23 protein-coding genes are annotated in these 21548 nt (G+C 62.4%); 7 read left to right on the top strand and 16 right to left on the bottom strand.

The window, feature by feature from the left end:
• Window positions 1–125 precede the first annotated feature (125 nt).
• The 3 genes from KW832_RS12460 (at window position 126) to rlmD (ending at window position 2539) form a co-directional block, all read left to right on the top strand.
• Window positions 126–599, top strand: coding sequence for an Lrp/AsnC ligand binding domain-containing protein (locus KW832_RS12460; RefSeq protein WP_218300110.1), 474 nt, complete (start codon window positions 126–128; stop codon window positions 597–599).
• 109 nt (window positions 600–708) lie between these two features.
• Entirely contained in the window at window positions 709–1020 is a 312-nt protein-coding gene (locus tag KW832_RS12455; RefSeq protein ID WP_218300109.1) for a hypothetical protein, read from the top strand.
• A 55-nt stretch (window positions 1021–1075) separates the two neighbouring features.
• Window positions 1076–2539, top strand: a complete 1464-nt coding sequence (gene rlmD / locus KW832_RS12450) for a 23S rRNA (uracil(1939)-C(5))-methyltransferase RlmD (RefSeq protein WP_055398141.1) — start codon at window positions 1076–1078, stop codon at window positions 2537–2539.
• Between the two features lie 61 nt (window positions 2540–2600).
• On the opposite strand, the gene KW832_RS12445 is transcribed toward rlmD, so the two are convergent.
• The gene (locus tag KW832_RS12445) at window positions 2601–2975 is read right to left on the bottom strand and encodes a hypothetical protein (protein WP_218300108.1); all 375 of its coding nucleotides are present in this window, start codon (window positions 2973–2975) and stop codon (window positions 2601–2603) included.
• 117 nt (window positions 2976–3092) lie between these two features.
• Window positions 3093–3788 carry a Bax inhibitor-1/YccA family protein gene (locus KW832_RS12440; RefSeq protein WP_055398139.1) on the bottom strand — a complete coding sequence of 232 codons (696 nt, stop codon included), beginning with the start codon at window positions 3786–3788 and terminating at the stop codon, window positions 3093–3095.
• Between the two features lie 251 nt (window positions 3789–4039).
• On the opposite strand from KW832_RS12440, the gene KW832_RS12435 reads away from it, so the two are divergent.
• A complete protein-coding gene (locus KW832_RS12435; RefSeq protein ID WP_121420472.1) occupies window positions 4040–4447 on the top strand; it encodes a heme-binding protein in 408 nt (135 codons plus the stop codon).
• 290 nt (window positions 4448–4737) lie between these two features.
• Here KW832_RS12435 and hemP read toward each other — a convergent pair whose 3' ends face one another.
• The 9 genes from hemP to KW832_RS12390 all read right to left on the bottom strand — a co-directional run bounded on the left by hemP (window position 4738) and on the right by KW832_RS12390 (window position 12459).
• A complete protein-coding gene (gene hemP, locus KW832_RS12430) occupies window positions 4738–4959 on the bottom strand; it encodes a hemin uptake protein HemP (RefSeq protein WP_055398137.1) in 222 nt (73 codons plus the stop codon).
• 268 nt (window positions 4960–5227) lie between these two features.
• The gene (locus KW832_RS12425; RefSeq protein ID WP_055398136.1) at window positions 5228–5638 is read right to left on the bottom strand and encodes a biopolymer transporter ExbD; all 411 of its coding nucleotides are present in this window, start codon (window positions 5636–5638) and stop codon (window positions 5228–5230) included.
• Between the two features lie 3 nt (window positions 5639–5641).
• Window positions 5642–6361, bottom strand: a complete 720-nt coding sequence (locus tag KW832_RS12420; RefSeq protein WP_055398135.1) for a MotA/TolQ/ExbB proton channel family protein — start codon at window positions 6359–6361, stop codon at window positions 5642–5644.
• A 39-nt stretch (window positions 6362–6400) separates the two neighbouring features.
• A complete protein-coding gene (locus KW832_RS12415; RefSeq protein WP_218300107.1) occupies window positions 6401–7090 on the bottom strand; it encodes an energy transducer TonB in 690 nt (229 codons plus the stop codon).
• Window positions 7091–7188: 98 nt separating this feature from the next.
• Window positions 7189–7461: a bacterioferritin-associated ferredoxin gene (locus KW832_RS12410; protein ID WP_055402706.1), complete on the bottom strand. Its 273-nt coding sequence runs from the start codon at window positions 7459–7461 to the stop codon at window positions 7189–7191.
• Window positions 7462–7623: 162 nt separating this feature from the next.
• Entirely contained in the window at window positions 7624–8769 is a 1146-nt protein-coding gene (locus tag KW832_RS12405) for an alpha-hydroxy acid oxidase (protein ID WP_218300106.1), read from the bottom strand.
• Between the two features lie 126 nt (window positions 8770–8895).
• The gene (locus KW832_RS12400; RefSeq protein ID WP_218300105.1) at window positions 8896–9588 is read right to left on the bottom strand and encodes a Fe2+-dependent dioxygenase; all 693 of its coding nucleotides are present in this window, start codon (window positions 9586–9588) and stop codon (window positions 8896–8898) included.
• A gap of 78 nt (window positions 9589–9666) precedes the next feature.
• Entirely contained in the window at window positions 9667–11790 is a 2124-nt protein-coding gene (locus tag KW832_RS12395) for a TonB-dependent siderophore receptor (protein WP_255577742.1), read from the bottom strand.
• 348 nt (window positions 11791–12138) lie between these two features.
• The gene (locus KW832_RS12390; protein ID WP_055402700.1) at window positions 12139–12459 is read right to left on the bottom strand and encodes an SWIB/MDM2 domain-containing protein; all 321 of its coding nucleotides are present in this window, start codon (window positions 12457–12459) and stop codon (window positions 12139–12141) included.
• A 475-nt stretch (window positions 12460–12934) separates the two neighbouring features.
• Between KW832_RS12390 and rraA the strand changes: the two genes are divergently transcribed.
• Window positions 12935–13450, top strand: coding sequence for a ribonuclease E activity regulator RraA (gene rraA / locus KW832_RS12385; protein WP_218300103.1), 516 nt, complete (start codon window positions 12935–12937; stop codon window positions 13448–13450).
• Window positions 13451–13470: 20 nt separating this feature from the next.
• Here the strand turns inward: rraA and KW832_RS12380 are convergent, their stop codons facing one another.
• Window positions 13471–14433, bottom strand: a complete 963-nt coding sequence (locus tag KW832_RS12380; RefSeq protein ID WP_218300102.1) for a DMT family transporter — start codon at window positions 14431–14433, stop codon at window positions 13471–13473.
• Window positions 14434–14471: 38 nt separating this feature from the next.
• Between KW832_RS12380 and KW832_RS12375 the strand changes: the two genes are divergently transcribed.
• Together KW832_RS12375 and aceA are read left to right on the top strand one after the other, a co-directional pair.
• Entirely contained in the window at window positions 14472–14894 is a 423-nt protein-coding gene (locus KW832_RS12375) for a gamma-glutamylcyclotransferase (RefSeq protein WP_218300101.1), read from the top strand.
• 265 nt (window positions 14895–15159) lie between these two features.
• A complete protein-coding gene (gene aceA / locus KW832_RS12370; protein ID WP_055402695.1) occupies window positions 15160–16491 on the top strand; it encodes an isocitrate lyase in 1332 nt (443 codons plus the stop codon).
• 85 nt (window positions 16492–16576) lie between these two features.
• On the opposite strand, the gene KW832_RS12365 is transcribed toward aceA, so the two are convergent.
• From KW832_RS12365 to KW832_RS12350, 4 genes are all read right to left on the bottom strand, one after another.
• Window positions 16577–17826 (bottom strand): IS3 family transposase gene (locus tag KW832_RS12365; RefSeq protein ID WP_370628689.1). Its coding sequence is split into 2 segments (ribosomal slippage): window positions 16577–17469 and window positions 17469–17826, totalling 1251 coding nucleotides; the frame shifts between segments, so codons are not numbered across the junction.
• 183 nt (window positions 17827–18009) lie between these two features.
• The gene (locus KW832_RS12360) at window positions 18010–19893 is read right to left on the bottom strand and encodes a hypothetical protein (RefSeq protein WP_218300099.1); all 1884 of its coding nucleotides are present in this window, start codon (window positions 19891–19893) and stop codon (window positions 18010–18012) included.
• A 111-nt stretch (window positions 19894–20004) separates the two neighbouring features.
• Window positions 20005–20400 (bottom strand): GtrA family protein, encoded by a 396-nt coding sequence (locus tag KW832_RS12355; RefSeq protein WP_055402691.1) that lies wholly within the window; start codon window positions 20398–20400, stop codon window positions 20005–20007.
• Window positions 20401–20506: 106 nt separating this feature from the next.
• Window positions 20507–21460 carry a glycosyltransferase family 2 protein gene (locus KW832_RS12350; RefSeq protein ID WP_218300098.1) on the bottom strand — a complete coding sequence of 318 codons (954 nt, stop codon included), beginning with the start codon at window positions 21458–21460 and terminating at the stop codon, window positions 20507–20509.
• Window positions 21461–21548 lie beyond the last annotated feature (88 nt).

Here is a 21548-nt window from a genome sequence, read left to right as displayed (position 1 = left end):
GGGGTTTGGCGGGGCCCAACACGGGGGAAAGTGTTGGTGGGGCGCGTTATTGGCGATGATCCTTGGGTTGGTGGTGAATAAATGGTCGAAAATTGGCTTCTACACCGAATTAATCGCTAATCAAGATGCAAGCAGAACCCGATCTCGACCGGATTGACCGCAAGATCCTGTCAATCCTGCAGGAAGACGGCCGCATTGCCAACCTCAAGCTGGCCGAGGCGGTGGCTCTGTCGCCCACGGCCGTGCTGGCGCGCGTGCAGCGCCTCACGCGGGATGGCTTCATCCTCGGCTACGAGGCGCGCCTGAACCCCCTGAAGCTGGGCGCGAGCATGCTGGTGTTTGTGGAGGTGCTGCTGGACCGCACCACGCCCAATGTGTTCGACCAGTTCAAGGCCGCCGTGCAGGTGCACCCCGAAATCATGGAATGCCACATGGTGGCGGGCGGGTTCGACTACCTGCTCAAAACCCGCTCGGCCGATATGAATGCCTACCGCGTGTTTGCGGGGAACGTGCTGTGGCAACTGCCGGGCGTGCGCGAGACGCGGACCTATGCGGTGATGGAAGAGGTCAAGCACACCAACCATCTGCATTTGCGGTGAAAGCCACGGGGTTCGTGTTGCCGCACCGCAGCCTCCAGCGGCCACATTGGCGTTGCCTGCCAAAGCCCGCATAATGCCCGGCAGACCTGTCAGATTGAGGAGAAGAACCATGATCCGCTTTCCATACGCTACTACTGCCCTGCTGGCGGCGGCCTTTTTCAGCCAGTCGGCTGCAGCCTCGTGCTACGTGGTTTACGGCCCCGACCAGGACATCGTGTACCGCGCCCCCCAGCCACCGGTGGACCTGTCCTACCAGATCCACCAGACCCTGCCACAGGTTGCCCCGGGCTCCACACTGGTGTTCTCGCCTGACAACCACAACTGCGACCTCCCCATCAACAAGCTTCCCCTGGCGTCTGCTCAAGGGGCTACGGGTTCCATGGGCATGGGCGGTCGTCCCGCCCGCGCAGACCGCAGCTGAGCGCCCGGTTCAGCGGCCCGTGCGGGGGCTGTCCCGGGCCTGAGACAATCGGGGGATGAGCGAACCGAAAGAACTATCCCCCTCGTTTGAACCCACCGCGCAGGATTCCCAGAGCGACTTGCCCGAAGGCTGGCTGCAAGTGCAGTCCATGGACCTGGATGCCCAGGGCGTTGCCCGCAAGCCCGACGGCAAGGTGATCTTCATCGACGGTGCCCTGCCGTTCGAGCTGGTCACCGCCAACACCCACCGCAAAAAGAACAACTGGGAGCAGGCCAGCCTGGTGGCGATTCACCGCGAATCGTCGCAGCGTGTGCGCCCCGGCTGCCAGCACTTTGGCCTGCACGCCGGTGCCTGCGGTGGCTGCAAGATGCAGCACCTGCACGTGGGCGCCCAGGTTGCCGTCAAGCAGCGCGTGCTCGAAGACAACCTCTGGCACCTGGGCAAGGTCAAGGCCCAGACCATGCTGCGGCCCATCGAAGGCCCGTCCTGGGGTTATCGCTACCGCGCCCGTTTGTCGGTGCGCCATGTGATCAAGAAGGGCCAGGTGCTGATCGGTTTCCATGAGCGCAAGAGCCGCTATGTGGCCGACATGCAGCAGTGCCCCGTGCTGCCCCCCCATGTGGACGCCATGCTGATGCCCTTGCGCGCGCTGATTGCCGGCATGGATGCGCGCGACACCTGCCCCCAGATCGAACTGGCCTGCGGCGACACCGTAACCGCGTTGGTGCTGCGGCACCTGGAGCCGCTGAGTACGGATGACCTCGCCCGGTTGCGCGCCTTTGCGGCCGAACACCACGTGCAATGGTGGCTGCAGCCCAAGGGGCCCGACACGGTGAAGCTGCTGGACGAAGGGGGCGAGCTGCTGTCTTATGCGCTGCCGGACTTTGGCATCACCATGCCGTTCAAGCCCACCGACTTCACCCAGGTGAACCCGCACATCAACCGCGTGCTGGTGTCGCGTGCGCTGCGCCTGCTGGATGTGCAGCCGCACGAACGCGTGATCGACTGGTTTTGCGGTTTGGGCAATTTCACGCTCCCGCTGGCCACACAGGCGCGCGAGGTGCTGGGCATCGAAGGCAGCGAGGCCCTGGTGGCCCGTTCGCGCGAAAACTATGCATTGAATCAGGCCGTGGCGCCTGACCATAAAGCGCTAGCAGCTACTGATTTTGTAGCGCGCAACCTGTTCGAAATGACCCCGGAAATGCTGGTGGCCGACGGATCTGCCGACAAATGGCTGGTGGACCCACCTCGCGAAGGGGCGTTTGCCCTGGCCAAGGCCCTTGCCGACATCGAGCAGGCGCGCATCGGCGCCGAAGGCGCGGGCCCGCTGCCAACAGGGGCGGAGGGCTGGGCCCCGCCGAAGCGCATCGTCTACGTGAGCTGCAACCCCGCCACACTGGCGCGGGACGCTGGGCTGCTCGTGCACCTGGCAGGCTACCGGTGCACGGCGGCGGGCATGGTGAACATGTTCCCGCACACGGCACATGTTGAGAGCATGGCGGTGTTCGAGCGCGACTGAGCGAAGGGGGGAGGCCGACAACGGCGCTGCCTGCCTCCTCAGGTGTCGATTGCGGGGCGGGCTAGCTGCGATTGCGGCTGGCAGCCGGGTCGCGTGGCTCGGTTTCGATGTCGCTGGATCGTTCGGTGCGCTCGGGTTTCTCGACCTTGCCGAGCACTGACGGTGCGCCTTCGATCTTGTTTTCGCGCATGTAGGCGTCCATGTCCTTCCACCCGGCAAACACCGAGGCCTTGGGGGCCTTGGGGTTCAAGGTGTAGCAGTCTTCCAGGCCCCGCAGCGCGTGGCGGCAGGCGCCGCCGATGGCCTTGGCTTCCTCCTCGCGCTGGGCGACGCGCGGATCCGGGCCCAGGCCGGGAATCTTGTCGCAGGCAGTCAGCAGCAGGATGCTGGAAAGAGCCAGCAGCCGTAGTGCGTTGGAGGAAGGTTTGCGATACATGTACTTGCATTATCGGCACGCCGTGCGCGCTATTGAGCCCCGGGCTGTGCAAAGCCGCAAGAAAAAAGGCTCCCGAAGGAGCCTTTGAGGGAAATCACCTGCTTGCAGGTGCGCGGGTTACTCGCGCTCCCCGCCCATGATGCCCAGCAGGGCCAGCAGGCTCTGGAACACGTTGAAGATGTCCAGATACAGAGCCAGGGTAGCGCTGATATAGTTGGTTTCGCCGCCGTCCAGGATCTGCTTCAAGTCATACAGCATGTAGGCGCTGAAGATGCCGATGGCCGCCACCGAGATCGCCATCATGCCGACCGAGGAGCCCACGAACACGTTGATGACAGCGCCGACCATGAGCACCAGAGCGCCCACCATCAGCCACTTGCCCATGCCCGACAGATCGCGCTTGATCACGCTGGCCAGGCTGGCCATCACGAAGAACACGCCTGCGGTGCCGGCAAACGCCGTCATGATGAGGTCGGTACCGTTCTTGAAGCCCAGCACCATGCCGATCAGGCGCGAGAGCATGAGGCCCATGAAGAACGTGAAGGCGAGCAGCACAGGCACGCCAGCGGCCGAGCGCTTGGTCTTTTCGATCGCGAACATGAAAGCGAACGCGCCGCCCAGGAACACGATCAGGCCCACGCCGCCGCGCAGCGACTGGGTGATGCCTGTGGCAACGCCCACCCAGGCGCCGAGCACCGTGGGGATCATGCTCAGTGCGAGCAGCCAGTAAGTATTGCGAAGCACCTTGTGGCGCTCTTCCTGCGAGATGCCATAGCCCGCAGAGTGGCCCAGGGTGGTGACTTGGTCATTCATCTTGTGTCTCTCCTTGTTGGCCTGCACAACGCAGACATGACAAATTTTAGGTGGTGATGGTTTTTGGCCCTGCAATACCCGCATCCGGTCACCTACTTTTGGTAAGGGTTCTTTCACCCTGGCTGGGGGTGAAGGGCGGTTGGGATGCCGCTATGCTTGCCGCTTCTTGTGCCGGGCTGGCCCGTTGGCAGCCCGCACAGCCTCCATTTCATCTCTCTATTTCTCTACTTTTCCATTTCTCGGATCGCACCATGAAAACCAAACACGAACTCGAACTGGCCGACGTCAAGGCCGTCGCCGCAGCGGCCGAAGCCGAAGCCCTCAAGAACAACTGGGCAGTGACCATCGCCATCGTCGATGACGGCGGCCATCTGCTGTGGCTGCAGCGCCTGGATGGCGCCGCAGCGGTGTCGTCCCACATCGCCCCGTCCAAAGCGCGCACGGCCGCATTGGGCCGCCGTGAGAGCAAGGTGTACGAGGACGTGATCAACGGTGGCCGCACATCCTTCCTGAGCGCCCCCACGATCGACGGCCTGCTCGAAGGCGGCGTGCCGATCCTCAAGGACGGCCAGTGCCTGGGCGCCGTGGGCGTGAGCGGTGTGAAGTCCACGGAAGATGCGCAGATTGCCCGCGCCGGGATTGCAGCGCTGGGGCTTTGATACCCGCGGGTTGCTGGAGATTGCTATAGACTTAATAGCTGCTGGCGCTTTTCCATCAAGCGCTAGCAACCAAAAAAGCTTTAAACCTTCAGGGCAGACCAGCATCTCCCATAAAAAAACCGGCCACTGGCCGGTTTTTTTATGGGGTTCGATGAATCCTGGGGCGAGGAGAGCTGGGGAGAAAAAAAGCCTGGCTACGCGGGCGAACCCGTTGGCTGGCAAAAACGACCCTTTCGAGCTTGTTGCAAGCCCGGGAGTCGCCCCACGATGAAACTTGGTTCCTGGTGCAATTACTTGGTGAGGATGAGCTTGCCCAGCTTGGTGGCCTGCAGGCGATATACCGAGCCGTTGTGGCTGATCGCTACCGCTTTCTGACCCTGAAGCAGGGCACTGCTGTCCACGGCGCCAGCTACTGCGTCGGCAGGGTGGGGCGTGTCCCGATCTGTGCGTGGCACGGGCAGATCTGAAGGGGCAGTACGCAGGAGCGAGGCGGCGGTCAGTGTGGCTTGCATGAAGAGTATTCCTGTTGCGTTGCAGTGCGTTTTGTTAATGATAACGATTCGCAATTACGAGTCAAGCGGGTTTGGTGTTTCTTTTTGTTGTTTTTTATGGCCTGTGCGACCCTGAAAAGACTTTGAACAGGTTCTGAGGGCCTTCAACGCCTGTGCCCGGGCAGCGTTGCTGCACCGGGCACAGGCGTAAAAACGTTCTTGAAAGTGACCTGCAGGCGGTGCTGATTCGGGCGAAATGGATTCACTGCGCCTGTAAAGCCCGACCCACTCAGGACTGGGGCTCGGTCACGAACCCAATCTTGCGCACGCCGGCCCGCTGCGCTGCGGCCATGGCCTGGGCCACGAACTCGTAGCGCACGTTCTTGTCGCCACGGATGTGCAGGTCGGGCTGGGGTTCCTTGGCGGCCTCGGTCTGCAGTCGGGGGAAGAGTTCTTCCTCCGTGACCTCGAACTCGTTCCAGAAGTACTTGCCATCGGCCGACACCGACAGGCGCACGGTCTCGGGCTTGATGTTCTCGGGCTGGTTGGTGGCGCGGGGCAGGTCCACGTTCACCGAGTGTTTCATCACCGGCACGGTGATGATGAAGATGATGAGCAGCACCAACATGACGTCCACGAGGGGCGTCATGTTGATCTCGTTCATCACGTCATCGGCATCGTCTTGGGTTCCGAAGGCCATGGCTTAGCCACCTTTCTTCATGGGCAGGACCTTGCCTTGCTCGCCGGGCGCATTCACGCGGGCGCCGGTCACAAAGTAGGCATGCAGGTCGTGCGCAAAGCTGTTGAGGCCGCCCAGGATGGACTTGTTGCCACGCACCAGCGCGTTATAGCCCAGCACGGCAGGGATGGCCACGGCCAGGCCCAGGGCGGTCATGATCAGCGCCTCGCCGATGGGGCCGGCCACTTTGTCGATGGTGGACTGGCCCGAGGTGCCAATGGCCAGCAGCGCGTGGTAGATGCCCCAGACGGTGCCGAACAGGCCGATGAACGGCGCAGTGGAACCCACCGAGGCCAGGATGGCCAGGCCCGATTGCAGGCGTGCAGTGAACTCGTCAATGCAGTTGCGCAGGCAGCGGGTGACCCAGTCGCTCACGTCCAGGCTGTCGTGCAGGTGGGCCTTGGTGTTGCGGTGGTGGGCGGTGGCTTCGCGGCCTTCCAGCGCCAGGTGGCGGAAGGGGTTGGTGGGGTCGGCTCCCAGCTTGGTCAGGCCGGCGGCAAAGTCTTCGCTGTGCCAGAAATCCTGTGCGGCGCGGGCGTGTTTCTTGAACTTGATGATGTCCAGCGCCTTGATGAGGATGACGATCCACGATGCCAGCGACATGGCCAGCAGCAGGATGGCGACGGCGCGGGTGACAAAGTCACCCTGGATCCAGACGTTGGCGATGCCGAATTGCGATTCCATGAGAAAACTCCCTAAAGCGATGATTGGTGGTGAATGCGGTTATTCGAGAACGAAATTGACAGGGACCAGGTTCCACATGGTCTCAGGCACGCCGTTGCGTTTGCCCGGCACGAAGCGCCAGCGCATGACGGCCTCCTGGGCCTGCCGGTCCAGGCGGTCGAAGCCGCTGGACTTGTTGATTTCCACCTTCTGCGGGGTGCCATCGATGCCGATCAGTACGCGCAGCACCACCTTGCCCTGTTCGCCCATGCGTTTGCTGATGGCGGGGTAGCTGGGCTTGGGGTTGTTCAGGTAAGCGGCGTCGCTCGACGGCAGCTCGATCTTGGGCGGTGTGGGCGGAGCCGGGGGGGCTGGCGCAGGCGCAGGCGGGGCGACGGGCGCCTCCATGGGCGGCGCAGGTGGCTGGGGTGTGGTGATGCCCGTGGGGGCGTTGGGCGCCGGGGTGGGGTCGGCAATGGCCACCGGCATGGGTGCGGGGCGCGGAGCCACCTTGGGGGCGGGCTTGGGCGGTGGGGGTGGCGCTGGCGGCGGGGGGGTGACCTTGGGCGGAGCGGGGGGCGCGATGAACTCGGTCAGCAGTTCTGCTGGCACGATGACTTCGGCGGCCTTGCGCAGCAGGCCCGATTGCAGGGCCCAGAGGCCCGCAACATGCAGTGCGACGACGGAGCCCACGATCACGGTATTGCGGCTGAGGCCCCCGGGGGTGGCAAATCGATCTGGGTGAGACATAAAAATGATAGCAGCTAGCGCTTGTAAATCAAGCGCTAGCGCCCTAAAAGACCTCGATTATTTGCGAAAGATCCACCAGGCCGAGCCTGCGACGAGGATCAGGCTGCCTGCGAGTGTAGAGAGGAGTTCCATGACTTGCTTTCCAGGATGGAGCTGGCAAGCTGGATCGTTTTCGGCGCTGCCTCATTGTGCAGGGCGGCCACCGGACTCGATGCACTGCACTGCGCCACCACATCCCGGGCGCAGCTTTCGCAGCACCCGCATTGGGTGGCCACGCCCAGTTCGAACTGGATTTCGTCAAAGCTCATGCCTGCACGTGCGTGGCGGGCAATCTCACGGTCGGAAATCCGGCGGCAAACACAGACGATCATGGCGGCAGGCAGTGTGGCTGGCTGTTGAAGGTGATCTTATTATAAATACGAATCTATCGCATTTGCAATAAATCATTCCTGCCGTCAGGGGGAAGGGCGTTGATCGCCATCAACACTTCTCACCGGCCCAAGGCTATTCGCCAGCGGCCACGGCGGCGGCCCTCACCGGTTGGGGCGACGGGCTGCGTCTTCTCCGACATCCAACAGCGCAGGCGTGGCGTTGGTCAGCGTGGCGCAGCCGGTGAGCGCCATGGCAACTTCCAGCTCGTCGCGCAGCAGGCGCAGCACATGGGCTACGCCTGTGGCCCCCGCATTGGCCAGGCCCCACACGGCGGGGCGCCCCACCAGTACGGCCGATGCGCCCAGCGCCATGGCCTTGAGCACATCGGTGCCGCGCCGGATGCCGCCGTCCACCAGCACCGGCACTGCGTCGGCCACGGCCTGCACCACGCGGGGCAGGGCGGTGGCGGTGGCGGGCGCGGTGTCCAGCGTGCGGCCACCGTGGTTGGAGACGATCAGGCCCGCCGCACCCGCTGCCACGGCCTGGCGTGCGTCGGCTGGGTGCAGCACGCCCTTGAGCAGCACGGGCAGGCGGGTAATGGACTGCAGCCAGGCCACGTCGTCCCAGGTGGGCGCCTGGTGCAGCAGGCCGTCAAACAGCGCGCTCTGGCCGGGGCACAGGTCGGGTTGTGGCGGCGGGGGCAGGCCCGCTAGGTTGACCGGGCCCACGCCGGGTGGCAGCCGGAAGCCTGCGCGCCGCTCGCGGTCGCGCACGCCGCTGGTGGGGGCATCCACCGTGAGCACCAGGGCTTCGTAGCCCGCCGCCTCGGCCCGCTGCACCAGCGCCTGCGTAAAGCCCCGGTCATGCTGCAGGTACAGCTGGAACCACAGCGGGCCGCGCCCGGGGTCAGGCTGCACCGCGCCGGCAACGGCTTCGAGCGATACGCTGGCCTGGGTGCTGAGCACCACGCCCGCGCCCAGTGCGGCCGCTGCGTAGGCCATGGCCAGTTCGCCATCGGGGTGGGCCAGGCGCTGGAAGGCGACCGGGGCCAGCAGGATGGGGTGGGCCAGTGTGCGCCCCAGCAGCTGCACCCGGGTGTGGCCGCCCGCCAGCGGCCGCAGCACGCGGGGCCACAGGGGCAGAGTGTCCCAGGCGCTGCGGTTGGCGCGCAGCGTGATCTCGTCGCCCGCACCCCCGCTGAAGTAGGCCCAGGCGTTGTCGTCCAGCTGCTGGCGCGCCAGCAGTTCATGGTCGGCCAGGTTGGCGATCTCGGGCGGCAGCCTGTGGCGGGCGGGGGTGTCAGTCATACCAATAAAAAAAGCACCTTGCGCGCGTTCAGTATGCGCGAGGTGCTATTGAAATAGGAGTAAATCTGGCAAGGCAGGGGCCACGGCGCGCAGGGGCCGTGGAGCCTGGATGCCAGGAGAGGCGGGTCACACGTCGGCCCACATGCGCAGCAGGTTGTGGTACGTGCCCGAGAGCGCAATGACCGCCGGGTCCGTCTCGCCCACGCTCTGGCGCAGCCGCAGCAGCGACATGTCCATGTCGAACAGCAGCTGCCGCTGCTCCAGCCCGCGCACCATGCTCTCAACCCAGAAGAAGCTGCTGATGCGCTGCCCGCGTGTGACGGGCGACACCTGGTGCACGGTGCTGCTGGGGTACAAAACCATGTCGCCTGCCGGCAGCTTGATGCGTTTTTCGCCCCAGGCTTCGGTGGCCACGAGTTCGCCGCCTTCGTATTCGTCGGGCGGCGTGAGGAACAGCGTGCACGACAGGTCGCTGCGCACCCAGCCGTTGTCGGCCTTGGAGTGCATGACGGCGCTATCGACATGGTTGCCGTAGGCGTTGGAGCCACCGCCGTAGTGGTTGAACAGCGGGTTGTAGATGCGGCGTGGCAGGGCGGCCGAGAAAAACAGTGCGTTGCGATGCAGCGCTGCCTTCACCAGGCCCTGCAGCTGGGCCGACAGCTCGCTGCCCTGGGCCAGTTGCCGGTTGTTCTTCTGGTGCACGGCCTGGCCGCCTGCGCTGCGGGCGCCATCCACCCAGGGGGTGTCGGGGGCCCAGAGCTGTTGCCGGAAGAAGGCGACTTCTTCGGCGGTGAGAACGTGGGGAATGTGCAGAAACATGGAGTCCGATTGTGACTCCGCCCCAGTGAAGGGGCGGAGTCGTTTCGTCAGAACATCAGCGCATCAGCGCATCGAATGTCAGAAGCGCGTCTTGATGGACACCTGCACGGCGCGGGGTGCGCCCGGCGTGTAGAAGCCACGGTACAGGCCGTCGGCGTAGGTGCGGTCGAACAGGTTGCTCACGTTCAGCTTGAGCGTGGTCTTGTCGTCAAACGCGTACTCGGCCATGGCGTCCATCACGGCAAAGCCGCTGGCGTACACCGCACGCGAACCCTCGGGGTTCTGCTTGCTGCGGTAGGTCAGGCCAGCGCCCACGCGCAGCTTGGACGTGACGGCATAGGTGCTCCACACGCTGCCACTGTGCTTGGGCGTGAGGCCGGGGCGGTCGCCCTGCACCTGGGCACCGCCGCCGTTGGCCGCCAGCGCCACGTTGCTGCGGTCGATCTTGGCCGAAGGAATCCAGGTGTGGTTGGCGAACACTTCCCACTGGGGTGTGAGGCGGCCTGCCAGGTTGAATTCCATGCCGGTGGCGTGGCGCTTGCCGGACAGCAGCTCTTGCTGGGCAGCGGTGTCGGGGTCGGTGTTGCGCTCGTTGTACTTCTCGCTGCGGAACACGGCCACACCCAGCAGCGCGCGGCGCTCGAACAGCTCGAACTTGCTGCCGATCTCGAAATTGCGGCTCTTCTCGGGGTCGGTGTTGGCGGTGCGGGCCGTGTTGGCGCCGGGGTTGCCAAACTGGTAGGTGTCGCCAGAGGTGTTGTACGAAGTGCCGAACGAGGCGTAGTACGAGACCAGCTCGCTGGGCTGGAACAGCAGGCCCACGCGGGGGCTGACCAGGCTGTCGGAGCGGGAGTTGCTCAGTGCGCCGGTGGCGTTCTTGTAGGAGGCCTTGAAGTTGTCATAACGCAGGCCACCCACCAGCTTCAGGGTGTCGTTCAGCGCCATCGTGTCCTGGAAGTACAGGCCCAGGTTGCGCGACTTGAAGGTGTTCCACTGCACGGGCGCGCGGCCATCGGCCACCCAGGCGCCGTCGTTGGGCGAGCCGACGGTGGTGGTGGGGCGGGTGGTGGTGTTGGGATAGTTCTGGTTGCGCTTGGCATCGTCGTCGTAATAGTCGACGCCCGCCAGCACGGCGTGTTTCTTGCCGCCCCAGTTGAAGGTGTTGTTGTAGTCGCTTTGCACCTGCAGCACATCGCTTTCGCCCAGGCGGCCCTTGGAGCCACGGGTCAGCACGGTGTTGCCGTTGATCTGGTCGAGCGTGATGGCGCTGTTCTGGAAGCCGATGGTGCTGGCCAGCAGATCGCGCTCGTAGGTGCCGTAGCGCAGGCGCGTGTTCAGCTCGCCGTTGTTGTCAAAACGGTGGATGTGGCCCAGCGTGACGTGCTGCGCCGAGGTGTTGTTGTGGTCGCTGGCCAGGCCGTAGTAGTTGCGGGCTTCCAGCGGCGTGTTGATCTTGCCGTCCACCACGCGCCAAGGGTGGTTGTACAGCGGGCGGCCCTTGGATTCGAGGTAGTACAGGCCGATGGAGAACTCATCGCGCGTGCCGATGCCCCAGGCGAACGTGGGCGCAATGCCGCGCTTGTCCTGCTTGGCGCCGTAGTTGTCGAACTCCTGCACCATGGCGTTCAGGCGGAAGGCCGCGTTCTCGCCGGTCTTGAAGTTGAAGTCGCCCGTGGCACGGTGGTATTGGCCGGTGCCGTAGGTGTACGAGGCTTCGTGCTGGTCGATCAGCAACGGGGCCTTGTTGACCTGGTTGACCACGCCGCCAGTCGAGCCCTTGCCAAACAGCATGGATGCCGAGCCCTTGAGCACTTCGACGCGGTCGAGGTTGAATGTGTCGCGTTCGATCAGCGGCGCATCCTTCATGCCGTCCACATAGATGTCGCCCGCTTGGCCCAGGGAGAAACCGCGCAGGCGCACGTCTTCTTCACCCGTCTCGCCCGACTGGAAGGTCACGCCCGCAGTGTTGCGCAGCACCTCGCGGAAGTCGTCCATGTTGCGGTCGTTCATCTGCTTTTCGGTGAACACCGTCACCGACTGCGGAATGTCCTTGATGTCCTGCTTGCCCTTGCCGACCGTGGTCTTCTTGAGCAGCAAGGTGTCTTTGCCTTGCACTTCGGCGGCTTCTTTCACCGTCACGGTGGACAGGGTGGTTTCCTGGGTGCCGGTCTGTGCCATGGCGCCCACAGAGGCAGCCAACATGAGTGCGCCCAGCGGGAGCAGGGCCTTGTCGGACGACAGGCTGCGCGGTGTAGTTGACACGAAGGAAGGAGAGGATTGTTGTGGGCGCAGCACGGAGCTGCGGCGCTGAGCGCGTGGTTTTGCCAAGATGGCCTCCGTCGGTGGGGATGTGCTGATGGCGCGCGGGGCGCCAGGCGCAGGCGAGAGGCAGTGGCTAGATCAACATGGCTGTGCTTCGACTTGCTTCATTATGTTACATCAAATGCGGGTCATTCTCATTTGCATTGATGTTAATGCGCCACAGTCTGCCGGAGTACAGGCGAAAAAAAGCCGGCTGAGCCGGCTTCTTTGGTGCACCAGGTGCGGGGATTATTTGACGTGTTTGCCAATCAGGCCAGCCAGCTCAAACATCGAGACCTGGGGCTTGCCGAACAGCTCCTTGAGCTTGGCATCGGCGTTGATGTTGCGCTTGTTGGTGGCGTCCTGCAGGTTGTTGGCCTTGATGTAGACCCACAGCTTGCTGATGATCTCCGTGCGTGGCAGCGGTGCCGAGCCCACCACGGCGGCCAGCGCGGGGCTGGGCGTGAGCGCTTTCATGAAAGCAGCGTTGGGGGTGCGCTTCTTGGCGGGGGCAGCAGCCGTCTTGGCTGCGGGGGCTGTTTTTGCCGGAGCTTTTTTTGCAGTTGCCATGTTGGGTTTTCCTTGTTGGAAGTAAATTTTCACCAGCGAAAACTAGGCTTTCCCACTGGCAGGCTGATGCTACTGGGAAAAAAACGCGTTTCCAAGGGAGAAACGGCTTTTTTTGCCTCGATTTGTAGCCGTGGTGCCGCGTGCAGGCCAATAAGTAGCCCACGCAGCGCTCCTGCCTTGACAAAGCGGCCTGCGCTGGCCGCGTTTGAGGGCCTGCCCCTGGGGCTGTATGACAATGCGGGGCAACCTGCGTGGCCCGGCGCTAGGAGGCTTCGCGGCAGAAGGCGTCGAAGCGAAACGCGCGAAAACCGGGAATCGCGCGGTGCAGCCGACAAGCCCAGGGTGGACCTCTGGGCGCAGGAGGTAGTACCGCGCGATTCCCGGTTTATCGCACGTTGCAGCCGATGTTCCTTCTGCCGCGCAGCCTCCTAGCCGCTTTCCCTGTTGTCCATTCCGCCTGAAAGGCTTTCGAAACATGACTGCTGCACCTTCCTCCACCCCCTTCAGCACCTGTGATTTTTGCGACGAGCACAAGGGTGATATGAGCGGGTCTTTCCGCGTTTTGCCCCCCGTTTTCCAGAGTTTTGGCGGTGTGGCCGCGTTTGCGGGCCCCGTAAGCACCGTCAAGTGCCATGAGGACAACACGCAGGTCAAGGCAGCTGTGGAGTCACCGGGTGAGGGCCGCGTGCTGGTGGTGGATGGGGGTGGATCGCTGCGCCGCGCGCTGGTGGGTGGCAATCTGGCGGCTGCCGCTGCGCGCAATGGCTGGGCCGGCCTGGTGGTGGATGGCTGCGTGCGTGACGTGGCCGAACTGAACGCGGCAGCCGTCGGCCTTCGTGCGCTGGGGTTGATGCCATTGCCCACCGAGCGCCGTGGCGAGGGGCAGCGCGATGTGGCCGTGCAGATCCAGGGGGTCTGGGTGCGGCCGGGCGACTGGCTGTATGCCGATGCGGATGGCATCGTGGTCAGCACACAGCCCTTGGCTGCGTAGCGATCGCGGTCGGGCTATCGTCACCCTGCTTGATTGTCGCGTCGGCCGACACGCAGCGCTGTGCGTGAGGGCAGGGTGGCCAGCAGCATGCTGGCCAGCGCGATGGCAAACGCCGCCCATTGCCAGACGGTCAGTGATTCGCCCAGCACGAGCACGCCGACCAGGGCCGCGCTCAATGGCAACATGACCGAGAAGACGCCGCCCTGAGCAGCCGGCACGGCCTTGAGCCCGGTCATCCAGAGCCACACCGTCCACACGCAGGCGGCCAGCGCGTAGAACACCAGCAGCGTCCAGGTGCCCCAGCCTACGGCGGCAAAGTCAAAATGCCAGGCGGCGTACAGCCCGAAAGGCGTGGACAGCACAAAGCCCCACAGGTTGATGAGCGAGGTGATGCGCTTGGGGCCCAGACTGCTGGTGAGCATCTTGCCGATCACCGTGTAAGCAGCTTCGCACACCACCGCGCCCAGCAGCAGCAAGGGCCCCAACCATGCAAGGTTTTGAGTATTTTGGGTGCCTAGCGCTTGTCCAATATGCGCTGAATGCTCTTGTTTTGATAGCGAAAACAAGGCAATCCCCGCCACGGCACAAACCACGGCGGCCCAGGTGCGTGGCGCCACGCGTTCGTGCAAAAAGAGCCAGCCCATCACCGCCACAGCGGCGGGAATCGCGGCCAGGGTCACTCCGGCCGTGACCGCATCGGTGAGGCTCACGCCATAGATCATGCAGATGGTGAACAGGAAATTGCCCAGAAACGACTGCAGAAACAGCAGCCGCCGGGTTTGTGGGGCGAGGGGCGGCTCATCCACAGGTTTGCGGAGCCAATGCAGCATGGCTATGCCACCAATGCCAAAACGCATCCATGCGAGCAGAAAAACCGGCAGCACGGCGGCCAGCGGTTTGGACAGCGCCACGTAGCTGCCCACCAGCGCCATGCTGAGGGCCAGGCACAGGTAGGCAAAGGGGCGGCTGGGAGTGGTGTTCACTAGACTGGTGATCGCTCAACGCAAAGGAGGTGCGCATCATGCCCGACGAAACCCCGCCCGCCAGCCCTGCACGCCACGTCTTTGTCTATGGCACCTTGCGGCGCGGCGGATCCAATGACATCACCCGCCTTCGCCCGGCGCCAAGATTCATGGGGGCCGCCCAGGTGCCTGGGGGGCTCTACCACCTGGGGGCCTATCCCGGCATGGCGTTGGGCGGGCCCCTGGGGGTGGTGCACGGGGAGGTGTATGCCATCGAGCCAGCGCTGGAAGCCGTACTGGACGAGATCGAGGACCTGGGGGCGACCCCCAGTGACGAGTATGTGAAGCGCGAGATCGTGGTTGATGTGGGCGGGCAGGGCGTGCCTTGCCTGGTCTATGAGATCAATCCCCGGTATGTAGTCTCGGCACCCCGGATTGCCGGGGGGGACTGGCTGCAAGCGCCGCCTTTGGCCGCGTTGTGAATGCTGATCTCTGTTTTTTTGTAATGCGGAATTTTGATTCCTCAATGTGGAATACGATAGATGTTGCATTGCCGCATTTTTTCTCGATATGAGAAATCAATTTCTGTATTGAGAAATGCTGTGGTTAAGTTGTTGTTTTTCAAAGAGAAAATTTATATCTTCTATAAGACATAAGAGCTTGCGCAAGTCTTATAGAAGACTTAAAGTTGTCTCCAAGGGCGGCACAAGCAGCCCGGCGTTTTCAACCAACCTCTGGAGTGATCTCATGCCCCAATCCCTCAACGAACAACTGAGCCGCGAACAGCAAATTGCCGCCCTGGAAAAAGACTGGGCGACCAACCCCCGCTGGAAGGGCGTGAAGCGCGGCTACTCCGCTGCCGACGTGGTGCGTCTGCGCGGCTCGTTGCCCATTGAGCACACGCTGGCCAAGCGCGGCGCTGAAAAGCTGTGGGACAAGATCAACGGCGGCGCCAAGAAGGGCTACGTCAACGCGTTCGGCGCCATCTCCGCCGGCCAGGCCATGCAACAGGCCAAGGCAGGCCTCGAAGCCGTGTACCTGTCGGGCTGGCAAGTGGCAGCTGACGGCAACACCAGCGAAACCATGTACCCCGACCAGTCGCTGTACGCCTACGACTCGGTGCCCACCATGGTTCGCCGCATCAACAACACCTTCAAGCGCGCTGACGAAATCCAGTGGGGCCGTGGCATCAACCCCGGCGACAAGGAATTCATCGACTACTTCCTGCCTATCGTGGCCGATGCAGAAGCCGGTTTCGGCGGCGTGCTGAACGCCTTTGAACTGATGAAGAACATGATTCAAAGCGGCGCTGCTGGCGTTCACTTCGAAGACCAACTGGCTGCCGTGAAGAAGTGCGGCCACATGGGTGGCAAGGTGCTGGTGCCTACGCAAGAAGCCTGCGAAAAGCTGATCTCCGCACGTTTCGCCGCTGACGTGATGGGCGTGTCCACCATCGTTCTGGCCCGTACCGACGCTGAAGCCGCCAACCTGATCACGTCCGACCACGACGCCAACGACAAGCCCTTCCTGACCGGCGAGCGCACGCAAGAAGGCTTCTACCGCGTCAAGAACGGCCTGGAGCAAGCCATCAGCCGTGGCGTGGCCTACGCTCCCTACGCCGACCTGGTGTGGTGCGAAACCGGCGTGCCAGACATCGGCTTCGCCCGTGAATTTGCGCAAGCTGTGCACGCCGCCTGCCCCGGCAAGCTGCTGTCGTACAACTGCTCGCCCTCGTTCAACTGGAAGAAGAACCTCAACGACAAGCAGATCGCCTCCTTCCAGGAAGACCTGTCGGCCCTGGGCTACAAGTACCAGTTCATCACGCTGGCCGGTATTCACATCAACTGGTTCAACACGTTCCAGTTCGCCCATGCATACGCTCAAGGCGAAGGCATGAAGCACTACACCGAAATGGTGCAAGAGCCAGAATTCGCAGCACGCGAAAAGGGCTACACCTTCGTGTCGCACCAGCAGGAAGTGGGCGCAGGCTACTTTGACGACGTGACCACGGTGATCCAGGGCGGCTCGTCCTCCGTGAAGGCCCTGACGGGTTCGACCGAAGAAGAGCAGTTCCACTGATCTGAAATCCCCCGTACGGGGGATGGGGATACATGACCCGTCCTAAATAGCGTTGACACCCAGGACGGTTTAAAACTCAGCCGGACTATCCGGCCAACGACGCCCGATGCACCGCATCGGGCGTTTGCATTTTCAGCGATAGGTGTGGCCGCTCGCAGTTGTAGATGCGCACCGACTGCTCGACCATGCGTCTGGCCTGGGCGAGATCCGCAGGGCGCTGCAACAAGAGCTCGGTCTTCAGAATGCCGTTGACCCGCTCGGCCAGCGCGTTCTGGTAGCAGTCGTAACCGTCGGTCATCGAGCAGATCACTCCGTGGCGCTTGTGCAGGGCCTGGTAATACGTCGAGCAGTACTGGATACCCCTGTCGGAGTGGTGCACCAGCTGCCGACTGCTCTGTCGCCCCGATGGCGCCATCTTCATGGCCTGCGCCACCTCCTCGGTCTGCATGCTCTCATGCACGTGCCAGCCGACGATCTTCCTGGAGTACGCATCCGTGACCAGACTCAGGTAGACGAACTTGCCGTGTGTGGGCAAGTAGGTGATGTCTGCTACCCAGACCTGTTCGCTGGCGCTGGCGCGAATCTGCTGTGGCCCGGCTTTGAGCAGGTTGGGGTGGCGCCTGAAGCGGTGGTGGCTGTCGGTCGTCTTGTGGTACGCCCGCCGGGGCGCCACCAGCAGCCTGGCGTTGCGCAGGACGTCGAACATCGCATCCCGGCCCAGACCTATTCCCTGGCGCTGCAGCGGCTCCTGCAGCAGATAGTGCAGCAGATAGTGCAGCAGATAGTGCAGCTTGCGCGTGCCGATGCGTGGCTGACGCATGCGCTGCTCGCGCACCAACTCCACCACCGCCTGCGCATTCGCGAGGTGATCGGCCTCTCGGCGCCTGCCCTGGTAGTACGCCTGACGGCTGTGGCCCATATGCTGGCAAGCCTTCTTCACGCTCAACCCTGCGATGAGTTTTTGCGAGAGAACTTGCCCAAAGGCTTTTTTACGACGCGCACCCCGTAGTCCTTGCGCAGCACATCGATGACGGCTTCAAACAGCCTGGCCTTCTCCTGCGCCTGCTCGAGCTGCACCTGTAGCGCCTTGATCTGCTGCTCGGGCGTGAGCGGTCCTTTGGTCTTGTCTAGTGGCATGGCTGCGGATGATGCCGCAGGACTCCAGCCCAGGCGGCCGTGCTTGCGCAGCCACACCAACACCGTCGAGCGGCCCTGAATGCCGTAGCGCTGCTGCGCCTCTTTGTACGTGAGCTCGCCTTTTTCTACCTGCTCCACCACCGCCAATTTAAAGGCCAGCGTGTAGTCGCGCTGCGTGCGTTTGACACTCGATTCCATGACACATGCCCTTTTGAAAGGTCCACGTGTCAACGCTGGGTAGGACGGGTCAACAGCAAGAAAAAAAGCCACCCCTTGGGGTGGCTTTTTTCCGTCTCTCTTTTTCGTCTGGTGTTGGACGCATCGGGGCCGGGCGGTACGCGCACATGGGCTTTGCGTGGTCTTTCCGGGGAGTTCGCCCCCTCAGTGCGCAGTGATGGGACGGGTAATTGCCGAAACGTCGCAGTCCAGTGGGCCCAGCGTCGACGAAATGGTGGCGCCGTAGACTTGGCTTGCGGGCATGGTCAGTGTCCACTCCAGATCGTAGTAGTTGGAACCAAGGTACCGGGCGTGCGCGGTGGTCAGGGGTTTTTTGTACTCGGCGCCCTGCACCTTCCAATGGGCCTGTTGTTCGATGGGGTAGTCCCTGCCGCACCGCAAGGCAACACGCACGATGGTTTCTGGCGCAGGCGGGAGGGTGAGGGTCAGGCCTTCTGCGAGTCGTGCTGGCAGGAAGGTCATGTAGTCGATCTTTTTGTTGGACAGGACATTGTTTTCTGCCTTGCCATTGACCAGCGCACCAGTGTTGCGGACTGCATAAATCGCGCTGGCGCCCACTGTGGTCATGGCCTGCAAGCCTTTGGTGAAGTCGAACCGGAGTGCATCCTGATCGTTGGCGATGAAATAAAGGGTCTGCGAAACCTGCTCCGTCGTAGCCGGAGAGGGGCAAGGCGCGTCGAGCGTCCGGTTGACGGCGTTGCCTATCACCATGGGGTCCAGGCCGATGACTTGGTCCTGGCAAATCCCTCGGCTCGACAGGCCGTCGCGCATCGCATGCAGGTACTTGAATGTGTACCCCGGAATCTTGTATTCCAGGGGTTCGAGTTTGGGGAAAAACAGCGACGCGAGCAGGAGATCGTATTTGCCCCTTTTCTCGAACTGAAGGTAAAGGTTCAGATGGGCGACGACAACGAGGACCAAGGATGTTGTGGCTAGGGCATTGAAGTGCCCGGTCGAAAGTGACGCTTTTTCGCTGGCGCGCGCCAAACCATAGGCCGCCAATACTGCAAGCCACGGGTGCACCACGTCCAGGTGCCAAAAAGCGCCCTGGCTTAGAAAAGCCATGGAAACGATGAACCACAGCACCGTGGTGAGCAATATCCAGCGGAGGGCCCGCTCTTTTGCTGCAAAGACGATGCCCAGCAACACCCCTCCCAGCATCAGAGTCAGGTGAAAGGCCGTCAGTGCGCCCAGTCCACTGATGGCCGGCTGGATGCTCTCAATGGCGCTGTAGGGCATCAGGAAAACGTCACGCCATTTGTCCATGTCCAACAGATTGCTGAGCCAGCCATGGCCGGAGGCTGTGGCGGCCGACGCAGGCGCGGGCGACAACAGCTTCGAGACGGCCCCTGATTGACTTCCCCACACGGCTGTCAGCCCTGCAATGAGGAGCAGGGAAGCCAGCGTTCTACGGTTCAGGAGAACCTGGTAGTTCAGCAGTGCGTAGATTCCCAGGCCCAGCAACAATGGCGCTGCAGAGGGGTGGATTTGTACAAGCAGGAATGCCGCAAGCGGAAGCAACAGCCCATCGTGACGGTGCTGTTGCGCAAGGCTGATGAACAACCCCAGGACCACATTGCTCAATGTCATCACCAGAGCAGGATTCCAGGCGCTGTGGGTGTAGAAAGACGCAAAGACGGGGAATGCCAGCACTGCATAGGCAAGTGCACATCTGGAACCCAACTGTGCGTGGATGACGCGGAGCAGATACCAGACCGACAGCGCAAACAGAGCGCCGAATGTGATGAAGATCGCAGCCTCGGTGTCCCTGACCAGAAGGGGCAGGGCGAGCAGGTAGTAAAAACCTGGCGGCAGGTTGAAACGTTCCCCGAACAGCGGAGGACCGTTGAGCGGCCATTCCCGGTGATGGATCAGTCTGCGTGCTATTTCCACGTCGCGGATCTGGTCAGGGCCGTGGAATGTAATGTCAAAGAAGTAGACCTGTATGGCCCCCAGGATGGCGACAAAGATCAGCGCTATCCAGTAGCTTGATGTTCGCTGGCGGGTCATCAAAGCGGCTGTCTGCATGTCTACCCTTTTGATCGTCTTGTTGCCGGGGGCTGCGCCCTGTTCCTCGAAGGGCAAGAGAGCCCAAGACCCCTGTTGCGCGGGGTGTGATGGGCCGTTGCCAGAGCTTGTTTAGGGCATGTCCGAGGTCTTGTGCGTGAAGGTCCAGGCGTTGTTGAGAAGGAAATTGTTCAGTGCCACGGCGCCCACAGCTACAAACGCCCCCCAGCCGTACCACAGGCCCAGAAAATCCGTGAACAGCTTGATGATGAGGATGTTCAGCCCCAGGCCGATCAGCGACACGATGCAGTACCTGATCAGCGAAGCCCAGTAGCTGCCAACGTATCCAAAGGTCCAGATCCTGTTCATTCCGTAGGAGATCAGCAGTGCAAATACAAACCCTGTGGTGGTGGCAACGACCGGCCCTGTTAAGCCAAGCTCCACCAGCAGGAACAGGGTGGACATGTGCACCACGGCACCGATAACACCCACAACGCCATAGCGAAGCAGTTTGGAAAAGGAGGGCATGAGGGCAGTGGTGAATGTGAAATAGCGGTGCCGTGACCCCCGCGTGGTGGAGAAAGAAGGGTCAGTGCGCCATGGAGCGCTCAGGCGTGCGGCCTGCGTTGCCGGATCAAGGGCTAGCGGGGTTGTCGGGTTGGTTCAGAGGCAGCTTCTGGGAGACGATGTAGCGGGGTCGTTGTTTGACCTCGTCATAGATGCGCGCGAGATACTCCCCGATGATTCCGAGGCCAATCATCAGCGAGCTGCCGATGATCAGTAGCAGCAAGATGACGGTGGTAAAGCCGTTGATCGCCGCTCCCGATAACTTCATGTACACCGTGTGCATCCCCAGCATGACGGAAAATGCGAAGAAGAGCACACCAAAGATTGTGATCAGGTGCAGTGGAAAAGTGCTGAAACTTGTGACGGCAACGGCCGCAAGGCGAATCAGGCCAAAGACAGACCATCCCGAATCTCCAGCGATGCGGGGCTCCACCTCGAAGGGGATCTGCGTAGACCGGAACCCCATCCAGCTGATCATGCCGCGAAAGAAGACGTTGCGTTCTTTCATCGTGCGATACGCCTCGATGACCCGTTGATCAAGCAGTTTGTAGTCGGACGCGCCGTTCAAGTCGTGGCCGGAGAACGCCCGCAAAATAAGATAAAACAGTTTTGCCCGTGCAGCAGAGAGGCTGGATTCGTCGCCCCGGCTGGATTTGACCGCTTCCACGATGTCGAACTCGCCAGTGCGCCAAGTTTCGATCATGGTCGGGAGCAGGGAAGGAGGGTGCTGCATGTCGCCGTCCATGATGATCACCGCCTTGCCTCGTGCCGCCTCCAGGCCCGCCGACACCGCCGCTTCCTTGCCAAAATTGCGACTCAGGCGCAGACCCCGCAACCGGGCCATGGTTTGAGAGATGGCGGTAATTTCATTCCATGTGTTGTCTTTGGACCCATCATCCACCACCACGATTTCCCAGGTGGAGGCTGACACAGCCAGAAATTTCTCGACCTCCCCCAAGGTGAAGCGGATGCCGGCTTCTTCACAATAGACAGGGATGACAACGGAAATCTCAGGGTGCATAAACATTCTCATAAAGCCGATCCTGGCCGAAGATCAGCTACGAGCCAGTGTGGGGGGGGTACCGAAGTGCTGCCTTGGGGTGTGGCTG

Source organism: Acidovorax sp. sif0632 (assembly GCF_019218805.1).
GTDB classification, from domain to species: Bacteria; Pseudomonadota; Gammaproteobacteria; order Burkholderiales; family Burkholderiaceae_C; genus Acidovorax; species Acidovorax facilis.
This window is presented reverse-complemented; position numbering and strand designations above follow the sequence as displayed.

What these genes read in the sequence shown, in the direction of transcription:
- KW832_RS12425 (WP_055398136.1), bottom strand. Translation starts at nt 5,638, where the DNA reads ATGGCCTTCGGAACCCAAGACGATGCCGATGACGTGATGAACGAGATC.
- rraA (WP_218300103.1), top strand. Translation starts at nt 12,935, where the DNA reads ATGACTGCTGCACCTTCCTCCACCCCCTTCAGCACCTGTGATTTTTGC.
- KW832_RS12350 (WP_218300098.1), bottom strand. Translation starts at nt 21,460, where the DNA reads ATGCACCCTGAGATTTCCGTTGTCATCCCTGTCTATTGTGAAGAAGCC.
- KW832_RS12415 (WP_218300107.1), bottom strand. Translation starts at nt 7,090, where the DNA reads ATGTCTCACCCAGATCGATTTGCCACCCCCGGGGGCCTCAGCCGCAAT.
- KW832_RS12410 (WP_055402706.1), bottom strand. Translation starts at nt 7,461, where the DNA reads ATGATCGTCTGTGTTTGCCGCCGGATTTCCGACCGTGAGATTGCCCGC.
- KW832_RS12445 (WP_218300108.1), bottom strand. Translation starts at nt 2,975, where the DNA reads ATGTATCGCAAACCTTCCTCCAACGCACTACGGCTGCTGGCTCTTTCC.
- aceA (WP_055402695.1), top strand. Translation starts at nt 15,160, where the DNA reads ATGCCCCAATCCCTCAACGAACAACTGAGCCGCGAACAGCAAATTGCC.
- KW832_RS12405 (WP_218300106.1), bottom strand. Translation starts at nt 8,769, where the DNA reads ATGACTGACACCCCCGCCCGCCACAGGCTGCCGCCCGAGATCGCCAAC.
- rlmD (WP_055398141.1), top strand. Translation starts at nt 1,076, where the DNA reads ATGAGCGAACCGAAAGAACTATCCCCCTCGTTTGAACCCACCGCGCAG.
- KW832_RS12395 (WP_255577742.1), bottom strand. Translation starts at nt 11,790, where the DNA reads ATGTTGGCTGCCTCTGTGGGCGCCATGGCACAGACCGGCACCCAGGAA.
- KW832_RS12355 (WP_055402691.1), bottom strand. Translation starts at nt 20,400, where the DNA reads ATGCCCTCCTTTTCCAAACTGCTTCGCTATGGCGTTGTGGGTGTTATC.
- KW832_RS12420 (WP_055398135.1), bottom strand. Translation starts at nt 6,361, where the DNA reads ATGGAATCGCAATTCGGCATCGCCAACGTCTGGATCCAGGGTGACTTT.
- KW832_RS12390 (WP_055402700.1), bottom strand. Translation starts at nt 12,459, where the DNA reads ATGGCAACTGCAAAAAAAGCTCCGGCAAAAACAGCCCCCGCAGCCAAG.
- KW832_RS12400 (WP_218300105.1), bottom strand. Translation starts at nt 9,588, where the DNA reads ATGTTTCTGCACATTCCCCACGTTCTCACCGCCGAAGAAGTCGCCTTC.
- KW832_RS12435 (WP_121420472.1), top strand. Translation starts at nt 4,040, where the DNA reads ATGAAAACCAAACACGAACTCGAACTGGCCGACGTCAAGGCCGTCGCC.
- KW832_RS12440 (WP_055398139.1), bottom strand. Translation starts at nt 3,788, where the DNA reads ATGAATGACCAAGTCACCACCCTGGGCCACTCTGCGGGCTATGGCATC.
- KW832_RS12460 (WP_218300110.1), top strand. Translation starts at nt 126, where the DNA reads ATGCAAGCAGAACCCGATCTCGACCGGATTGACCGCAAGATCCTGTCA.
- hemP (WP_055398137.1), bottom strand. Translation starts at nt 4,959, where the DNA reads ATGCAAGCCACACTGACCGCCGCCTCGCTCCTGCGTACTGCCCCTTCA.
- KW832_RS12455 (WP_218300109.1), top strand. Translation starts at nt 709, where the DNA reads ATGATCCGCTTTCCATACGCTACTACTGCCCTGCTGGCGGCGGCCTTT.
- KW832_RS12360 (WP_218300099.1), bottom strand. Translation starts at nt 19,893, where the DNA reads ATGCAGACAGCCGCTTTGATGACCCGCCAGCGAACATCAAGCTACTGG.
- KW832_RS12375 (WP_218300101.1), top strand. Translation starts at nt 14,472, where the DNA reads ATGCCCGACGAAACCCCGCCCGCCAGCCCTGCACGCCACGTCTTTGTC.